This window comes from Pseudomonas sp. MIL19 (assembly GCF_028680365.1).
Lineage (GTDB): Bacteria > Pseudomonadota > Gammaproteobacteria > Pseudomonadales > Pseudomonadaceae > Aquipseudomonas > Aquipseudomonas spirodelae.
The window spans coordinates 45,014-61,914 of record NZ_JAPPVG010000010.1 but is presented as its reverse complement, the minus strand read 5'-3'; the positions used below and the strand labels follow the sequence as shown (position 1 = coordinate 61,914).

Below are 16,901 nucleotides of genomic sequence, written 5' to 3'. Positions count from 1 at the left end.
GCCGCCTGCCTGCAGAAGTTCACCTTATGTCGGCCGCCATCCCCCGTTGTATCGCGGCGAGCCAGATGCAGCGCAGGCTAGAAGGGCCGGTTACTCGGCGCTGCGCAGGCGCTTGGACGTCAGGCCGAGGTAGCGACGCATCGCCGTGGTGAGCGCGCTCTGGCTGGAGAAACCGCACTCCTCGGCGATGCGGATAAGCGGCAACCCACTCTCGCGCAACAAGCGCACTGCGCGATCAAGGCGGGTTTTCAGCAGGTACTGGTGCGGCGTAAGGCCGACACTGTCCTTGAACTGCGCGTGAAAATGACTAGGGCTCAAGCAAGCCACCTGGGCCAGCTCAGCCACGCTGATGCGCCGAGCCAGGTGCTCGACGATATAAGTATCGAGTCGTTCTAAATTAAGCGGGCCAATGGCGCGCGCCTGCTGCTCACCAAACAGTCGCAGGTGCAAAGCCCTCAGCAAAACGCCACCGAGCGCCCGCGCCAACAGCGGATCAGAGCCGTAACGCTCCAGCTCGGCGCCGGCATAGCTCAGCAGGTTCTGGAAATCGGCATCCAGCTGCGGGTAGCGCGGTGTTTCAAACAACCCCGTCAGCAGCTGCAGGTCCTCACTGGATACACCCTGCTCATCCAGGTCGATGATCAACATGCGGTTATCGCCCATACCGGCGAACTGATGATCGGCATCCCCGGGCACCAGGCAGGCACGCATGCGGCACACCTCGCCGCCACGACCATTGACCTCAAACTCCGCGCGCCCAGCCAGCGACAACACCAGCTGGTGATGGTCGTGGGTGTGTTCATGGGCTTGGTCATCAAGACGTATCAAGCGCGCGTTGAGCATTAAAAGTGCAACCCCGGATAAAAGAGGTGCAACTTTAACCGTTTGCCCGGTGAAACTGCAGCCAGCACGACAAATGGGCAGCGCCCGCCGCGCCCCTTACAGCTAATTAAAAGCACCTGAATACGCTGCCTGTAGTCAGCCCCTAGTGGGTCAATCACCTTTCATTTGCACGACCTGGCAAGCGATTTGCTGAACAATCCTGTCCCTTGCGCATCGCTCGGGTTTTAGGACACCCGCTATGGTTTTCAGCATTGCCCTCGCTCTCGCATCAGCGCTGTTACTCGCCGGCCACTACCTCAGCCAGCTTGCGGCTAAACGCCATGAGCAGCACCTAAATCAACTGCAATCAGGCCGCCCCCTGGCACTGCAGGTGACGCGCCAACCCTAGTGCAGATTTCCGCAGGCGAGCCGTTGCAGTTATGCTGGCAACCTCGACTTTCGCCAGGAGTTCACCATGCTCGCTCCCCGCCTAACGCTGATGTTTGGCCTTGTGCTGCTCAGTGCCTGCGCACAAAAACCCAACAGCGTCAGCCTGGAGCAGAACCAGCAGAGCAAATGCCCGCTATCACTGCACATTGGCCAGCAATTTATCCTGCGCTTGCCGAGCAACCCGACTACTGGCTTTCGCTGGTTGATGCGCGACTCGGCAACACAGGTTCTGCAAAGCCTCGGCCCGGAGGTCTACAGCAACCCTGAAGATGCCGGCCTGGTCGGCAGCGCCGGGGTTTCTACCTGGCGCTTTCAGGTGGTTAAGGCCGGCGAAGGCCAACTGGCCCTCACCTATGAACGCCCCTGGGAAGTCGGCGTAGTGCCTGCCCAGCGCTTCGACTGCACACTCAAGGCGCAGTGACCTGTCGCCATAGGCTGCGCTAACTGGTTGGGCCAATGGGCAATCACCGCATCAGCCTTTAAACCGGCTAACGAGACCGAGAACTAGCGCCGCATACGTGACGGCCGCATGGATTTGCGACCAATAGCTGCAATCAACGTTTGGCTATGGACGTTACTTGGCTAAAATGCCCGGCTTTATCGATCAGTGCGCAGCCAACGTGAGCAAACAGCCCGACCGTCTTTTCGCCCAACCCCTGGCCCAGGTGCCGGACTTCGTGTTCAACGAAGATGTGGTGCGGGTCTTCCCCGACATGATCAAACGCTCGGTACCGGGCTACCCGACCATTGTCGAAAACATCGGCGTACTCGCCGGCCAGTTTGCCCAGCCGCACAGCGTGCTGTATGACCTCGGCAGCTCATTGGGCGCGGTTACCCAGGCGTTGCGCCGGCATGTACAGATCGCCGACTGCCGAGTCATCGCCGTGGACAACTCCAGCGCCATGGTCGAGCGCTGCCGCGAGTATCTGCATGCACAAGACTCGATGTTTCAGGAGCTACTCCCGGTCGAGGTGCTCGAAGCCGATATTCTCAGCCTCGACTTTCAGCCAACCTCGTTGGTGGCGCTGAACTTCACCCTGCAATTTATTCAGCCCGAACAGCGCCTCGAATTGCTCACCCGCATTCGCCAAGCCCTGCTGCCCGGCGGCGCACTGATTCTCTCGGAAAAACTGCACTTCGAGGACGCCGAACAACACCGCCTGCTCGGCGACCTGCACATCGCCTTCAAGCGCGCCAACGGCTACAGCGAGCTGGAGATTGCCCAGAAGCGCAGCGCCATTGAAAAAGTCATGCTGCCCGACAGCCTGGAGCAACACCGCGAGCGCCTCCTCGCCGCGGGTTTCAGCCAAGTAGTGCCGTGGTTTCAATGCCTCAACTTTGCCTCGATGATTGCCCTGCCATGATTAATCGCCTCGACCTCGACGCCCTGCAAGCAGTGCTTGCCGGTACCCCGCTGCAGGATTGGTCCGCCGACTTGCCTGGCCAGATCGATGCCAAACTGGCCATCGGTCACGGTGACCTGCCGCGCTGGTACGGCGCAGTCCAAGCACTGCCTGAACTGCAGGTTGAGCAACTGGAGTTGCTGCACGACTTCAGCCTCAACGGTCGCTGCGATGAGCCGACGCGCGGCGCGCTAAAAACCGCTTTGCAAGGGCTGATCCCCTGGCGCAAAGGGCCGTTCCATCTGTTTGACGTACACGTCGACACCGAATGGCGCTCGGACTGGAAGTGGCAGCGAGTGGCCCCCTACCTCGATCTCAAGGGCAAGCGCGTGCTGGATGTCGGCTGCGGCAACGGCTACTACATGTGGCGCATGCTCGGCGCAGGTGCGGACAGCGTGGTGGGCATCGACCCGAACTGGTTGTTCCTCTGCCAATTCTTGGCGATGAAAAACTACCTGCCCGACCTACCCGCCTGGCACCTGCCGCTGGCCTTCGAAGAGCTGCCCGGCAAGTTGCAGGGCTTCGATACGGTATTTTCCATGGGCGTGTTGTACCACCGTCGCTCGCCTATCGATCACTTGATCGACCTTAAGGATTGCCTGGTCAAAAATGGCGAGCTGGTGCTGGAAACCCTGGTGGTGGAAGGCGATGCGCAGCAAGTGCTGGTACCTGAAGATCGCTACGCGCAGATGCGTAACGTCTGGTTCCTGCCGTCGGTGCCGGCCCTAGAGCTGTGGCTGCGCCGCGCCGGCTTTGTTGATGTGCGCTGCGTGGATGTCAGCACCACCAGCGTCGACGAACAGCGCTCAACCGAGTGGATGCGCTTTCAGTCGCTGCCTGAGTTCCTTGATCCGGCCGATCATAGCCGCACGGTCGAAGGCCTGCCGGCGCCGAGCCGCGCAGTATTGATCGCACGTAAGCCGTAAGATGAGTTAGACGCGCAGCGGCGTAACCCATGAGTCCGAGAGATGGGTATCGCTGCGCTCAACCCATCCTACAACTCGTCTCTCGATCAGCCACGATTGGCCGCTGCGGTGATCAGCTGCTTCATTTCCACCACTGCCTGCTTAAAACCGACAAACAGGGCGTGCGCCACCAGTGCATGACCAATATTCAGCTCATTGATCCCGGCAATCGCGGCCACCGGCTCAACGTTGTGGTAATGCAGGCCGTGGCCGGCATTGACGATCAGCCCATGTTGCAGGCCGCAAGCCACGCCGTCGCGAATCCGCGCCAGCTCGCGTGCCGCCTCTTGCGGCGTATGGGCATCAGCATAACGACCGGTGTGCAGCTCGATAGCCGGGGCACCGACGCGCTTGGAGGCTTCAATCTGCTGCGGCTCAGGGTCGATAAACAGCGACACTTCACAGCCAATTTTGCTCAGACGCTCAACCGCCGCACGAATGCGTTCTTCTTGTCCTGCCACGTCCAGGCCGCCTTCGGTGGTCAGTTCCTGACGCGTCTCTGGCACCAGGCAGACGTGCTCGGGACGAATGCTTTCGGCAAACGCGAGCATCTCCTCGGTCACACCCATCTCGAAGTTCATCCGCGTCTGCATGACTTCCTTGAGCAGGCGCACATCACGCTCTTGAATATGCCGGCGATCTTCACGCAGGTGAACGGTAATCCCATCGGCCCCGGCCTCTTCAGCATCCAGCGCGGCCTTGACCGGGTCTGGGTAACGGGTACCACGGGCCTGGCGCAAGGTGGCCACATGGTCAATGTTCACACCCAGCAGAATACGATTGGCATCAGTCACGGCTTGGCTCCTTGAGCGTCATAAAAAGTTCGCGGCTGACCAGCGGTCGTCCGCCTAAATGGGGGGCCAGGGCTTGGCGCATCAGGCGCTTGGCAGCCGCTAGGGCACCCGGCGTGGTCCAGTCGGCCTCGGCCATGGCCAGCAACTCAATCCCGTGGAAAACCCCAGGCTGAAAATGCCCGATGGGCACCAGCCCGGTTTCGGTCTGCAGCCGATACAGGCCGGCTTCGGCGATGGGCTGGCCTTCACTGTCCAGATCCAGAGCAAAACCATAGCCCAGCTCATCCAGCAAACGCCACTCAAAAGAACGCAGCAACGGCTCCAGCGCACGGCCCTCGGCAAGGGCCAGCACTGTCATCGCGTAATGTTCGAAGACGGCTGGATGGGGCGCTTCAGCGGGGAGTAAGCGGATCAGTAGCTCGTTGAGGTAGATGCCACTGAACAGGGCCTCACCGACCAACAGATTAGGAATGCCTGCGGGATCGAGGCGGCCAACGTTCTTCAGCTCGCCGCGCCCGCGAAACTCGGCCTCAAGCGGAATAAACGGCCGCGCCAGGCTGCCCGCCTTCCCCCGCGCACTGCGCAATACCGCCCGCAGGCGGCCTTGCGGCGTAAGGAAATCCACCAGCGCACTGCTTTCGCGGTAAGCACGGCTGTGCAGCACATAAGCGGGCTGGCTAGGCGCAAGCATCAAGGCTTACTCGAAATAGCGGGCACACAGGCGGGCCCGCGGCGCATCAAATATTGTCGTAGCCCAACGAACGCATCGCGCGCTCATCGTCAGACCAGCCACTTTTGACCTTGACCCACAGATTAAGCATGACCTTGGAGTCGAACATCACCTCCATGTCCTTGCGCGCTTCCTGGCCAATACGTTTGATCCGCTCACCCTTGTCGCCAATGATGATTTTCTTCTGCCCGTCACGTTCCACCAGAATCAACGCATGGATGTGCAGAATGCGCCCATCACGCTTGAATTCTTCGATTTCCACGGTGATTTGATACGGCAGCTCGGCGCCAAGTTGACGCATGACCTTCTCACGCACCAGTTCGGCAGCGAAGAAACGGCTGGAGCGGTCGGTGACCTGATCTTCCGGGAAGAAGTGCACCCCTTCCGGCAAACGCTCACCTACCAGCTTTTCCAGAGTATCGAGGTTATGCCCGTGCTGCGCCGATACCGGTACGATTTCGGCATTCGGCAACTGGGTGGCCAGCCACTCCAAATGCGGCATCAGCTCGGCTTTATCTTCCAGACGGTCAGTCTTGTTGATCGCCAGAATCACCGGGCCTTCGACGTACTGAATGCGCTCCAGCACCATCTGGTCTTCGTCAGTCCAGCGGGCACGGTCGACCACAAAGATCACCACGTCGACATCTTTCAGCGCCGACGAGGCATTCCTGTTCATGTAGCGGTTGAGCGCTTTCTCGTTGTTTTTGTGCAGCCCAGGGGTATCGACATAGATCGCCTGCACCTCACCCTCGGTCTTAATCCCGAGCATATTGTGCCGCGTGGTCTGCGGCTTGCGCGAGGTGATCGCCAACTTTTGCCCGAGGATATGGTTGAGCAAGGTCGACTTACCCACGTTGGGCCGGCCGACGATGGCGACATAGCCACAGCGTGTAACAGGTAAATCAGTCATTGCCATTCTCCACACCCAGGGCGATCAGCGCGGCAGCGGCGGCCACCTGCTCGGCAATACGCCGGCTAGCACCCTGCCCCAGGGTTTTATCATTCAGTAAGGTAATCTGACATTCGACCACGAACGAGCGGCAGTGCGGCTCGCCCTGGATGTCCACCACTTCGTAACGTGGCAGCTCACAACCGCGAGACTGCAAAAACTCCTGCAGGCGGGTTTTCGGGTCTTTGTTGGTGTCGACCAGCGTCAGGCTCTCCAACTCCGTGGTCAGCCAGGCCAACACCCGCTCACGGGCGGCCTCCATACCGGTGTCCAGGTAAATGGCGCCAATCAACGCCTCCAGGGCATCGGCCAGGATCGACTCACGACGGAAGCCGCCGCTTTTTAGTTCACCGGAACCCAGGCGCAGGTACTCACCGAGGTCAAAGCCGCGCGCCAATATCGCCAACGTTTCGCCCTTGACCAAGCGCGCACGCAGGCGTGACAACTGGCCCTCACGGGCCAATGGAAAGCGCTGAAACAACGCTTCGCCGGCGACAAAGTTGAGGATCGCATCACCGAGAAACTCCAGGCGCTCGTTATTACGCCCGGCGAAGCTGCGATGGGTGAGCGCCAGGATCATCAGCTCCTGGTCTTTGAAGGTATACCCGAGTTGCCGCTCGAGGCGGGCTAATGAAGCGCTCACGGCATACGCACGCGGAATTCTTTATCGAAACGCACCACCAGATCGATATTCTCGATCAACGGCTCGCGCTTTTCGTATTTCACGTGTATCAGGAACTCGTTGTTTTCCACTTTAATTTTCACTGCGTCCTGCATGTTCAGGTCACGAATGCTGTTGACCTGCATGCCTTTGCTGATGTGGCTGTAGAAATCGCTAACGCTGCGAACATCAAGCGCTTTGTCGGTTTCGACGGAGGTGATCATTTTCTCCAGCGCCATGTTGTCGAAGTAATGCGGCATTACCTTGAACGCTGCGCTGGCCAAAAAGGCCACAACTGCAAGCACCATCAGCCAACTGAGAATCGACATTCCTTTTTGCGAATGTGCAGATTTCATATTTGTCCCCAAATTCAAGTGATGTGAAAGCCATTACGGCTGGAGGCAAGACTATATATAGCCTGCGAGGCTGCGTTTAACAGCGTCGCAAACTCGTCCGAGGGTCAGTGAATCAGACCTACACGGGAAAAATTGGGCAGGTTACTCGACTTAGGATCCGGCCAGCTCATCCAGATCGCGAAGGCTTTGCCGACGATATTCTGATCCGGAACCATGCCTAGCAGCGGTTTGGGGATAGCCGGATCATTCCAGTAACGGCTGTCATTGGAGTTGTCGCGGTTGTCGCCCATCATGAAGTAATGCCCTTGCGGCACCACCCACTCGCGGCCAGGTTCAAGGCGGTAGCGGCGCATTTCCTTACGGATCTGGTGCTCTGCCTCACCGAGTTTTTCGTTATACAGCGTCGCGCTGCCCAGACTGCCGGGCTCATCGCCAATCAACTGCTGAGCCACAGACTCACCATTAATGGTCAGGCGCTTGTCGCTGCTGTAAGCAATCCGGTCGCCGGCCAGGCCCACCACACGTTTGATGTAGTTAATGTTTGGATCGCTGGGGTAGCGGAACACCATCACATCGCCACGCTGTGGGTCACCCACCTCAATCACCTTGGTGTCCAGCACAGGCAGGCGAATGCCATAAGCGAACTTGTTAACCAGGATGAAATCGCCCACTTCCAACGTCGGCTTCATCGAGCCGGATGGAATCTGGAAGGGCTCGACCAGAAACGAGCGCAGCACCAGCACGATAGCCAGCACCGGGAAGAACGATTTACCGTACTCCATCAGCAGCGGCTCTTTGTTCAAGCGCGCCACCACCGCCTCATCAGGTTCACTGACCTGGCTGTGGTAGGTGCTAATCGCCGCTCGCCGGCGTGGCGCCAGAAAGATCAGGTCGAACAACGCCAGCGCGCCACAAACGGCGACGGCGATAACCAGCAATAACGGGAAATTGATCGACATAGGCCCTTAACTATCCAACCTGAGCACGGCGAGGAAGGCTTCCTGTGGAATTTCCACGTTGCCGACCTGCTTCATGCGTTTCTTACCGGCCTTCTGCTTTTCCAGCAGCTTGCGTTTACGGCTGACGTCACCACCGTAGCATTTGGCCAATACGTTCTTGCGCAGCGCCTTGACGGTAGTGCGCGCCACGATCTGCCCACCAATGGCCGCCTGAATGGCCACATCGAACATCTGCCGAGGAATCAGCTCTTTCATCTTCTCGGTCAACGCACGACCTTTGTAGTGCGCGTTGTCACGGTGCACGATCAACGCCAAGGCATCGACCTTCTCACCGTTGATCAGTACATCCAGCTTGACCAGATTGGCCGACTGGTAACGGTCGAAGTGGTAATCCAGCGAGGCATAGCCACGGCTGGTTGATTTCAGACGGTCGAAGAAGTCCAACACAACTTCGTTCATCGGCAGGTCATATGTAACTTGCACCTGGGAGCCGAGGAACAGCATGTCGTGCTGCACGCCGCGCTTTTCGATGCACAGGGTAATCACGTTACCCAGATGCTCCTGCGGCACGAGGATATTGGCGCGCACAATCGGCTCACGCATATCTTCGATGGCCGAAAGATCCGGCAATTTCGACGGGTTATCGACGTAAATCGTCTCACCGGTCTTGAGCAACAGCTCGAAAATCACTGTCGGCGCGGTGGTGATCAGGTCCAGGTCGTACTCGCGCTCCAGGCGCTCCTGAATGATCTCCATGTGCAGCATGCCGAGGAAGCCGCAACGGAAACCAAAGCCCAGTGCATCAGAGCTTTCCGGGGTGTACTGCAGGGACGAATCGTTCAGCGTGAGCTTTTGTAGGGCTTCACGGAAGTCTTCGAAATCATCGGAGCTAACCGGGAACAGGCCAGCGTAAACCTGCGGCTGGATGCGTTTGAAGCCCGGCAGCACATCAACATCCGGCGTCGAACTCAAGGTCAGGGTGTCGCCCACGGGCGCGCCATGAATGTCCTTGATGCCGGCGATGATAAAGCCCACTTCACCCGCTTTGAGATCAGCGGTGGCGGTGTGCTTCGGATTGAACACGCCGACACTGTCGACCAGGTGAATCTTGCCGGTGGACTTCACCAGCACCTTGTCACCCTTCTTGATCCGACCATGGCGCACGCGCACCAGGGACACAACGCCCAGGTAGTTATCGAACCAGGAGTCGATGATCAAGGCTTGTAGCGGGTCTTCGATATTGCCGGTGGGCGCGGGAATGGTCTGCACCAACCGCTCAAGCACCTCATCAACGCCCAAGCCGGTCTTGGCACTGCAAGTTACGGCGTCGGTGGCATCAATACCGATGATCTTCTCGATCTCTTCCTTAACCCGGTCTGGGTCGGCCTGAGGCAAGTCGATCTTGTTTAGGACCGGCATGACCTCAAGGCCCTGCTCAATCGCGGTGTAGCAGTTGGCTACCGACTGCGCTTCCACGCCCTGACCCGCGTCGACCACCAGCAGCGCGCCTTCACAAGCGGCCAAGGAGCGGCTGACTTCGTAGGTGAAGTCGACGTGACCCGGCGTATCAATGAAGTTCAGCTGGTACGTAACGCCGTCTTTAGCCTTGTAATACAGGGTGACGCTGTGGGCCTTGATGGTGATCCCGCGCTCGCGCTCAAGATCCATGGAATCCAGCACCTGGGCTTCCATTTCACGATCAGCCAGGCCGCCACACATCTGGATAAAACGGTCAGCCAGGGTCGACTTGCCGTGGTCAATGTGGGCGATGATGGAGAAATTGCGGATATGACTCAAATCACTCACGGATCAACACTCGAAAAGGTCGCAGGCGATTGCCCGCCGAAAATAGCCGCGAAGTGTACCCGAAAGCCACCTTGCACGTCACCACAGCCGCAAAGCGGCTCCACGTAAAAGGGCGACCGAAGTCGCCCTTTTACCCTAGAACTGCCGTTAATCGGCCAGCTTAAAGGTAATAAAGCTGGCACGCCCCTGGCGCAGTACGCGCATCGACACCGAACGATTTTTCGGCAATGCCTGCGCCACCTCGGTAAAGGTCTTGGCCGAATTAATCGCCTGGTTGTTCAGGTGCGTGATCACATCGCCCGGACGCAAGCCAATCAACGCTGCTGGCCCCTCCTGCACCTCGGAAATCACCACGCCACCTTTAAGGTCGAGGCTCTTCTTCTGCTCAGCACTCAACTCAACCACCTTGACCCCAAGACGGTTGCTGCTGCGCTCGACGCCAGGCGCCGCGTTTCCTGCCAACGTTTCGCCATCTTCAGGCAACGCACCAATGGTCACCTTTAACTTCTTACGTGCACCGTCACGCACCACGTCCAGCTCGGCGCGAGCGCCCGGCTTCAGCGCACCGACCAAATGCGGCAGATCAGCAGACATGATAATCGGCTTACCATCCAGACTGAGGATGACATCACCCACTTGCAGACCGCCTTTAGCCGCCGGACCATCTTCTAGCACCTGAGCCACCAACGCACCCGCCGGCTTATCCAGGCCAAATGATTCGGCCAAATCCTTGTTCACTTCCTGAATCACCACGCCCAGCCAGCCGCGACTGACCTTACCCTCCGCCTTGAGCTGATCAGCCACATCCATGGCCACACTCATCGGAATGGCAAACGACAACCCCATAAAACCGCCGGAACGGGTGAAAATCTGCGAGTTGATACCGACTACTTCGCCGGCCAAGTTGAACAGTGGACCACCCGAGTTACCCGGATTGATTGCCACATCCGTCTGGATGAACGGCACATAGCTCTCGTTCGGCAGACTGCGACCCTTGGCACTGACGATGCCGGCAGTGACCGAATGATCGAAGCCGAATGGCGAACCGATCGCCAAAACCCACTCACCGACTTTCAGCTCGTCAGACTTGCCCAGCTTGACGGTTGGCAGACCGCTACCCTCAACCTTGAGCAACGCCACATCGCTGCGCGGATCCGTACCAATCAATTTGGCTTCCAATTCACTGCGATCCGCCAAGCGCACGATGATCTCATCGGCATCGGCGATCACGTGATTATTGGTCAGCACATAACCATCAGCCGAAATGATAAAACCGGAGCCTAGCGACTGAGCCTCACGCTGACGACCGCCCCCTGGCGTACGCGGCATCTGGGGAATGTTGCGCTCGAAAAACTCGCGAAACATCGGCGGCAAGCCTTCCAAATCAGGCACATTAAGCTGACCTGCGCCGGCCACCGGGCGATCCGGCATCTTCTGCCGGGTACTGATATTGACCACCGCCGGCGACGCCTGCTCAACCAGCTCGGTGAAATCCGGCAGGCTTGCCTGAGCAAGCAGTGCCTGCCCCATCAGCAACACGGCACATAACGCAGTAAAGGTAGATTTCAGACCAGGCTTCGACATACAACTCCCCATCAGGCCAGCAAAAGTCTTAAAATACTGCCGCGGCACCAGCAAGCAATGCGCGCAACACCACAGGTTGCAGAGCCGGATCACCGGCCGTAAGACGACTGCGCCAACGTACTGCGCAGCAGGCAAGCAGAAAACCGAACAGCGCACTGAGTATCACCCAAGGCTCACTCAACCCTAGCTGATCAGCCAGCACAGCTGCAAAAAATAAACCCAGCAATGGCAGCAAATAAACCAGCAGTGAGCCGCGCACCAGCAAATCCTCGCGCACGCCGATGATGACTGCGTCACCAACACTCAGGTGTAGATTCGACAGCGCGCGTACATAACCACGACGCCCGCCTACCCCGATCTGGTCAAGCAAGCCCTGGCCGCAACCGGCTTTGACCGAGCAGCTGGAGCAGGTGCTTTTACGCAAGGTTTCGACCCAGACAGCGCCTGACTCGACAGCCACGACGCGACCCTGCTCCTCGATCACTGCGCCACCTCAGTGGCTGCACGCATTGACAAGGCCACACGCTCAGCGGTCCCCAGCGGTATCTCGCCGACCACCGTGACCATGACATCACCATCGTCCGTTTTCAGCCGGCGCGAAACAGCAGCAGTTGGCCCCAGTTGAGTGCGCATGTCTTCAACGGCCGTACCGCGCAGCGGCTCCATAAATACAGAAAAGCGTGCCAGGCCGTCGTCGTACACCTGGCAGGCGACCAACTCATCCGATGCTGGGCTGCGACGCTGAGTAACTGAGCTCAGGCTAAAACCTGGCGGCAACCAATCCGAGCGCCAGGCCTCAGCAGTGTCAGCCTGCACAGGCGACAACCGCACGGGCCGACAGCCGACACTCGGCTCTAGGTTGGCAACGGTGGGGGTTTCAGTTTGCAACTGGGTGAATTGAAAACGCTCGAGCAACTGGCCTTTATCGTTAACCAACAACGATTTCAACGGCAAACCTGTTTGCTGATCAATGTGCAGCTCGATGCCATAACGGTGCTGATCTCGCGGCACCAGCGCCAATACACGACTGGCACGCCCCGCCACGCGAGCCGCACCCAGCACGCGCAGCTCGTACCATTCACTCAATTGCGCAGCATCCAGCCCTCTGGCGGGCCACAGATGGCTATCAATCAACTGATCGGCCAATGCGCCGCTGGCACATTGCACCTGACCATCGACGCGCACGACCTCCTGAGCTGAACCATCCAGCTGCAGCAGCCGCTCACGCAGTGCGCCATCCCCCTCAACGCGATGCCAGATACTGTGCGTCGAAAAGCTGCCATTGCGCTCGTATACAAAGGTGCCTTGAAAGCTCTGCGTGCGCTCAGCATCCGCCAAACGCTGCAGTAAGTCCTGCCCCTCATCGGCCACGGCAGGCAATGCCAGCCAGCTACCCAGTAACAGGACGCTAAAAGGAATAAAGCGCATGCGACTCCCTAACGAAAGCCCTTAACGGGTTTCCAAACTGGCGGCGCGCGCATAAGGCAGCGCACCCTCACTGGTGCTCATGGCCGCTTGTTGCGCATGCTGGCGCAAATAGGCAGGCAGGCGCTGCTCATGCCAGCCAGGCTGACCCTGACCTACAGCACTGGCCGCTGGGCCAACAGACTCTTCGCTCGTATTAAAACCGGCCAACATGGCCTGACCGCTGACCTGTGGCGCGCTCAGCACCGGCTGACTAGCCTGCTGCGCCAACTGTGCACCGGTGATGTCATCCTGATTGTACAGACGCACGCCAGCCAACACCGCCACGGTAACCGACGCAGCAACCGCCAAACGCCCTACGGTGCGCCAGGCGCCACGTGCCGCTGACTGGGCAACCGGCGCGGCCTCATCAGCCAAGACGGCAGACACGGCAGCCGCAATATCCAGGCGCGGCTCAAGCAGCTCTTTGTGCATGACCGCACGCGCAATTTGATAGCGCGACCAGGTTGCACGCAGCTCTGGGTCGTCACTGGCCGCCAGCACTCGCCTTAATTCAAGTTCATCCGCTTGGTTATCCATCACCGCGGACAGCGATTCCTGCAGGGTTTCACGACTCATGGCGGTTCCTCTCTTGGCTGACGCCGCTGCCTTAGGTTTCCTGCAACAACGGCTGCAGGGATCGATCAATGGCCTCACGCGCCCGGAAAATTCGCGAACGCACGGTACCAACTGGACACTGCATGACGCTGGCAATGTCCTCGTAACTCAGACCATCAAATTCACGCAAGGTTAGCGCTGTGCGTAAATCTTCTGGCAACTGCTCAATACTGCGGTGCACCGTGGCCTCGATCTCGTCACGCAAGAGCACACGCTCCGGCGACTCGATATTTTTAAGGGCGTGATCGCCATCATAGAACTCGGCATCCTCAGCACTTACATCACTCTCTGGCGGCCGCCGACCGCGCGACACCAAATGATTCTTCGCCGTGTTAATGGCGATGCGGTACAGCCAGGTATAAAACGCACTGTCACCGCGGAAATTACCCAAGGCTCGGTAAGCCTTGATAAAGGCTTCCTGCGCCACATCCTGTGCCTCATGGGTGTCATGCACAAACCGCACAATCAACCCGAGAATCTTGTGTTGGTACTTGAGCACCAATAGATCAAATGCACGCTTGTCGCCGCGCTGAACGCGCTCGACCAGTTGCTGATCATCTTCCTGGGTTAGCATGAAAACTCCTCATTGGGTTTGAAGGAGCGCAAGCCGACCCATTAATCGATCTGCCAAAGTAGACTTGGGCATTGCGCAAAAGTTCTCTCCTTCAAACAAGCTTCCTGCAGATCACTTAAAAGTCCTGCACGGAATAGCGCAGCAAAGGGACTCCGATGCTGCGCTTTTAGTCTGGATCACACACGGGTCAAGCAAAACTGCCGCCCTACTGCAACGCCGCCCGAGACAGGCGAATTACCAAATAAATAACCGCCTATGGAACCCGAAACACTTAAAAAGTTCCCGAGTAACGCACTTGGTCATAAGCCGGCTATTGTGCAGCCCACCCCCTCTATATACTAGGGGTCGCTTTTCGCGGAATTCAAACATGAGCCAACATTACCAACACGACGTTCTGGTTATCGGGAGTGGCGCAGCCGGCCTGACTCTGGCCCTGACGCTGCCGGCACACCTACGCATTGCTGTGCTCAGCAAAGGTAACCTGTCCAACGGCTCCACCTACTGGGCACAGGGCGGCGTGGCGGCGGTGCTGGACGACACCGACACCATCGAATCGCATGTCGAGGACACCCTCAACGCCGGTGGCGGCCTGTGTCGCGAAGAAGCTGTACGCTTCACCGTCGAGCACAGCCGCGAAGCCATCCAATGGCTGATCGATCAGGGCGTACCCTTTACCCGCGACGATGAACACGCCCGTGAAGATGGCGGTTTCGAATTCCACCTAACACGTGAAGGCGGCCACAGCCATCGGCGCATCATTCATGCCGCCGACGCCACTGGCGCCGCAATCTTCAACACCCTGCTCGAACAGACCAAGCAGCGTAGCAATGTCGAACTGCTGGAGCAGCGCGTCGCCGTCGATCTGATCACCGAACGCAAACTCGGCCTGGAGGGCCAGCGCTGCCTGGGCGCTTACGTGCTCAATCGCACCAGCGGTGAGGTGGATACCTTCAGCGCGCGCTTTGTGATTCTCGCCACTGGCGGTGCAGCCAAGGTCTACCTGTACACCAGCAACCCAGACGGCGCCTGCGGTGATGGCATCGCCATGGCCTGGCGCGCCGGCTGCCGAGTTGGCAACCTGGAGTTCAACCAGTTCCACCCGACTTGCCTGTACCACCCCAAAGCGAAAAGCTTTCTGGTCACCGAGGCGCTGCGCGGTGAAGGCGCATTGCTCAAGCTGCCCAACGGCGAGCGCTTTATGCCGCGCTTCGATGACCGCGCCGAGCTGGCCCCGCGCGACATCGTGGCCCGCGCCATCGACCATGAAATGAAGCGCCTGGGGATTGATTGCGTATTCCTGGATATCAGCCATAAACCGGCTGACTTTGTGAAATCACACTTCCCTACTGTGTACGAGCGCTGCCTGGATTTCGGCATAGACATCACCCAAGAGCCGATTCCAGTCGTACCGGCCGCGCATTACACCTGCGGCGGCGTGCTGGTTGATCAAAACGGTCACACTGACGTGCCCGGGCTATACGCCATTGGTGAAACCAGCTTTACCGGCCTGCACGGGGCTAACCGCATGGCCAGCAACTCGCTGCTGGAATGCTTCGTCTATGCCCGCTCGGCGGCCGCAGACATCGTCAGCCAGCTGGCTCAGGTACAAATACCCACAGCGCTGCCCAGCTGGGATGCCAGCCAGGTCACCGACTCCGATGAAGACGTGATTATTGCGCACAACTGGGACGAATTACGGCGTTTTATGTGGGACTACGTCGGCATCGTACGCACCAATAAGCGCCTGCAACGCGCCGAGCACCGGGTGCGTCTGCTGCTCGATGAAATTGACGAGTTTTACAGTAACTACAAGGTCAGCCGCGACCTGATCGAGCTGCGTAACCTGGCCCAGGTGGCCGAGCTGATGATTCGCTCAGCCATGCAGCGCCATGAAAGCCGTGGCCTGCACTACACCTTGGATTACCCACAGCAACTGACCGAAGCCAAAGACACTATTTTGCTGCCGCCCACCTATGGCGACTGAACTTCAACCGCACGCGTAAGCGCCGGTGCTGATCACGTGGCAGGCTGTCGCGGGCGATGCACAACGAGCGCACGCGGCGCTGCCCAGCCAGGCGAAAGCGCAGCAAGACAATCAGCGGCAACGCCAGGCTATCGGGGTGTATTTCGATGGCCTGCCACCCCTGCGCGGCACTGTAAACCTGCCAGCCATCGTGATTGCAGCGCAGCGCCTGATAGGCACAAGGCTGCGTCAGCAACAGGTGTCGCGGCACAACCCAAGCGGCATGCGCCAGACAGAACAGCACACCCAAGCCCCATGCCCACAGCGGAATATCCACCCAAGTGAGACTGAGCAGCGCCAGCCCCAGGACTAGCGCATAGCCTGCCAGCAGCCGGCGCGAGGGCTGCCACTGGCATTCAAAGGCATCACTTCGGCTGGACACGGTCCAGAATCATTCGAACCATGCGCTTAAGATCGGCATCTTCCGGCTCAGCACGCTGCATAAACCAGCCGAACATGTCCTGATCTTCGCATTCAAGCAGCTTGCGATAACGCTCGCGATCATCGGCGTCGAGGTGTGGATACACCTCTTTGACAAACGGCACCAACAGCACATCCAACTCCAGCATTCCGCGACGGCTGTGCCAAAAAAGACGATTGAGTTCAACCGAGTCAACCATAGGTCTGCTCCTTAAAAAAATGGCGTGAAACCATTTTTAACGTCGCACAGCGACTGCCCGAAGGGTGGTCGCCATAAATGGCAGACCATAAATAAGGCGCGCAGTATACCGAGGAAACCGCCG

At 58.7% G+C, this 16,901-nt stretch carries 19 protein-coding genes; 4 read left to right on the top strand and 15 right to left on the bottom strand.

The genetic code is table 11. The features are described from left to right. Positions 1-90: 90 nt before the first annotated feature. Positions 91-843, bottom strand: a complete 753-nt coding sequence (locus N1078_RS08955; RefSeq protein WP_274087834.1) for an AraC family transcriptional regulator — start codon at positions 841-843, stop codon at positions 91-93. 454 nt (positions 844-1,297) lie between these two features. On the opposite strand from N1078_RS08955, the gene N1078_RS08950 reads away from it, so the two are divergent. The 3 genes from N1078_RS08950 to cmoB all read left to right on the top strand — a co-directional run bounded on the left by N1078_RS08950 (position 1,298) and on the right by cmoB (position 3,601). Next, complete coding sequence (locus N1078_RS08950; RefSeq protein ID WP_274087833.1) at positions 1,298-1,693, top strand: protease inhibitor I42 family protein; 396 nt, start codon at positions 1,298-1,300, stop codon at positions 1,691-1,693. Positions 1,694-1,859: 166 nt separating this feature from the next. Continuing rightward, entirely contained in the window at positions 1,860-2,636 is a 777-nt protein-coding gene (gene cmoA, locus N1078_RS08945; RefSeq protein WP_274088001.1) for a carboxy-S-adenosyl-L-methionine synthase CmoA, read from the top strand. Then, positions 2,633-3,601: a tRNA 5-methoxyuridine(34)/uridine 5-oxyacetic acid(34) synthase CmoB gene (gene cmoB / locus N1078_RS08940; protein WP_274087832.1), complete on the top strand. Its 969-nt coding sequence runs from the start codon at positions 2,633-2,635 to the stop codon at positions 3,599-3,601. The genes cmoA and cmoB overlap by 4 nt, the downstream gene beginning before the upstream one ends. Positions 3,602-3,687: 86 nt before the next feature. On the opposite strand, the gene pdxJ is transcribed toward cmoB, so the two are convergent. The 12 genes from pdxJ to rpoE form a co-directional block, all read right to left on the bottom strand. Further along, positions 3,688-4,434 (bottom strand): pyridoxine 5'-phosphate synthase, encoded by a 747-nt coding sequence (gene pdxJ / locus N1078_RS08935; RefSeq protein ID WP_274087831.1) that lies wholly within the window; start codon positions 4,432-4,434, stop codon positions 3,688-3,690. After that, positions 4,427-5,125, bottom strand: a complete 699-nt coding sequence (recO, locus tag N1078_RS08930) for a DNA repair protein RecO (protein ID WP_274087830.1) — start codon at positions 5,123-5,125, stop codon at positions 4,427-4,429. The genes pdxJ and recO overlap by 8 nt, the downstream gene beginning before the upstream one ends. 46 nt (positions 5,126-5,171) lie before the next feature. After that, the gene (era, locus tag N1078_RS08925; RefSeq protein WP_274087829.1) at positions 5,172-6,074 is read right to left on the bottom strand and encodes a GTPase Era; all 903 of its coding nucleotides are present in this window, start codon (positions 6,072-6,074) and stop codon (positions 5,172-5,174) included. Next, positions 6,067-6,756 carry a ribonuclease III gene (rnc, locus tag N1078_RS08920; RefSeq protein WP_274087828.1) on the bottom strand — a complete coding sequence of 230 codons (690 nt, stop codon included), beginning with the start codon at positions 6,754-6,756 and terminating at the stop codon, positions 6,067-6,069. The genes era and rnc overlap by 8 nt, the downstream gene beginning before the upstream one ends. Next, entirely contained in the window at positions 6,753-7,130 is a 378-nt protein-coding gene (locus tag N1078_RS08915) for a DUF4845 domain-containing protein (RefSeq protein ID WP_274087827.1), read from the bottom strand. The genes rnc and N1078_RS08915 overlap by 4 nt, the downstream gene beginning before the upstream one ends. Positions 7,131-7,234: 104 nt before the next feature. Continuing rightward, entirely contained in the window at positions 7,235-8,089 is an 855-nt protein-coding gene (lepB, locus tag N1078_RS08910) for a signal peptidase I (protein WP_274087826.1), read from the bottom strand. A 6-nt stretch (positions 8,090-8,095) separates the two neighbouring features. Beyond that, entirely contained in the window at positions 8,096-9,895 is a 1,800-nt protein-coding gene (gene lepA, locus N1078_RS08905) for a translation elongation factor 4 (RefSeq protein WP_274087825.1), read from the bottom strand. Positions 9,896-10,042: 147 nt separating this feature from the next. Further along, a complete protein-coding gene (locus N1078_RS08900) occupies positions 10,043-11,425 on the bottom strand; it encodes a DegQ family serine endoprotease (RefSeq protein ID WP_443218104.1) in 1,383 nt (460 codons plus the stop codon). A gap of 82 nt (positions 11,426-11,507) precedes the next feature. After that, positions 11,508-11,963, bottom strand: coding sequence for a SoxR reducing system RseC family protein (locus tag N1078_RS08895; protein ID WP_274087823.1), 456 nt, complete (start codon positions 11,961-11,963; stop codon positions 11,508-11,510). Next, positions 11,960-12,907, bottom strand: coding sequence for a MucB/RseB C-terminal domain-containing protein (locus N1078_RS08890; RefSeq protein WP_274087822.1), 948 nt, complete (start codon positions 12,905-12,907; stop codon positions 11,960-11,962). Before N1078_RS08890 ends, N1078_RS08895 begins: the two co-directional genes overlap by 4 nt. 21 nt (positions 12,908-12,928) lie before the next feature. After that, a complete protein-coding gene (locus N1078_RS08885; protein WP_274087821.1) occupies positions 12,929-13,522 on the bottom strand; it encodes a sigma-E factor negative regulatory protein in 594 nt (197 codons plus the stop codon). A gap of 31 nt (positions 13,523-13,553) precedes the next feature. Next, positions 13,554-14,135 (bottom strand): RNA polymerase sigma factor RpoE, encoded by a 582-nt coding sequence (gene rpoE, locus N1078_RS08880; RefSeq protein ID WP_274087820.1) that lies wholly within the window; start codon positions 14,133-14,135, stop codon positions 13,554-13,556. A gap of 367 nt (positions 14,136-14,502) precedes the next feature. Between rpoE and nadB the strand changes: the two genes are divergently transcribed. Continuing rightward, positions 14,503-16,119: an L-aspartate oxidase gene (gene nadB, locus N1078_RS08875; protein ID WP_274087819.1), complete on the top strand. Its 1,617-nt coding sequence runs from the start codon at positions 14,503-14,505 to the stop codon at positions 16,117-16,119. On the opposite strand, the gene N1078_RS08870 is transcribed toward nadB, so the two are convergent. Further along, positions 16,088-16,540, bottom strand: a complete 453-nt coding sequence (locus tag N1078_RS08870; protein ID WP_274087818.1) for a protein YgfX — start codon at positions 16,538-16,540, stop codon at positions 16,088-16,090. The genes nadB and N1078_RS08870 overlap by 32 nt on opposite strands. Further along, a complete protein-coding gene (locus N1078_RS08865; RefSeq protein WP_274087817.1) occupies positions 16,524-16,778 on the bottom strand; it encodes an FAD assembly factor SdhE in 255 nt (84 codons plus the stop codon). Before N1078_RS08865 ends, N1078_RS08870 begins: the two co-directional genes overlap by 17 nt. Positions 16,779-16,901: the final 123 nt, after the last annotated feature.

What these genes read in the sequence shown, in the direction of transcription:
- N1078_RS08955 (WP_274087834.1), bottom strand. Translation starts at nt 843, where the DNA reads ATGCTCAACGCGCGCTTGATACGTCTTGATGACCAAGCCCATGAACAC.
- N1078_RS08950 (WP_274087833.1), top strand. Translation starts at nt 1,298, where the DNA reads ATGCTCGCTCCCCGCCTAACGCTGATGTTTGGCCTTGTGCTGCTCAGT.
- cmoA (WP_274088001.1), top strand. Translation starts at nt 1,860, where the DNA reads ATGCCCGGCTTTATCGATCAGTGCGCAGCCAACGTGAGCAAACAGCCC.
- cmoB (WP_274087832.1), top strand. Translation starts at nt 2,633, where the DNA reads ATGATTAATCGCCTCGACCTCGACGCCCTGCAAGCAGTGCTTGCCGGT.
- recO (WP_274087830.1), bottom strand. Translation starts at nt 5,125, where the DNA reads ATGCTTGCGCCTAGCCAGCCCGCTTATGTGCTGCACAGCCGTGCTTAC.
- era (WP_274087829.1), bottom strand. Translation starts at nt 6,074, where the DNA reads ATGACTGATTTACCTGTTACACGCTGTGGCTATGTCGCCATCGTCGGC.
- N1078_RS08915 (WP_274087827.1), bottom strand. Translation starts at nt 7,130, where the DNA reads ATGAAATCTGCACATTCGCAAAAAGGAATGTCGATTCTCAGTTGGCTG.
- lepB (WP_274087826.1), bottom strand. Translation starts at nt 8,089, where the DNA reads ATGTCGATCAATTTCCCGTTATTGCTGGTTATCGCCGTCGCCGTTTGT.
- N1078_RS08900 (WP_443218104.1), bottom strand. Translation starts at nt 11,425, where the DNA reads ATGGGGCAGGCACTGCTTGCTCAGGCAAGCCTGCCGGATTTCACCGAG.
- N1078_RS08890 (WP_274087822.1), bottom strand. Translation starts at nt 12,907, where the DNA reads ATGCGCTTTATTCCTTTTAGCGTCCTGTTACTGGGTAGCTGGCTGGCA.
- N1078_RS08885 (WP_274087821.1), bottom strand. Translation starts at nt 13,522, where the DNA reads ATGAGTCGTGAAACCCTGCAGGAATCGCTGTCCGCGGTGATGGATAAC.
- rpoE (WP_274087820.1), bottom strand. Translation starts at nt 14,135, where the DNA reads ATGCTAACCCAGGAAGATGATCAGCAACTGGTCGAGCGCGTTCAGCGC.
- nadB (WP_274087819.1), top strand. Translation starts at nt 14,503, where the DNA reads ATGAGCCAACATTACCAACACGACGTTCTGGTTATCGGGAGTGGCGCA.
- N1078_RS08865 (WP_274087817.1), bottom strand. Translation starts at nt 16,778, where the DNA reads ATGGTTGACTCGGTTGAACTCAATCGTCTTTTTTGGCACAGCCGTCGC.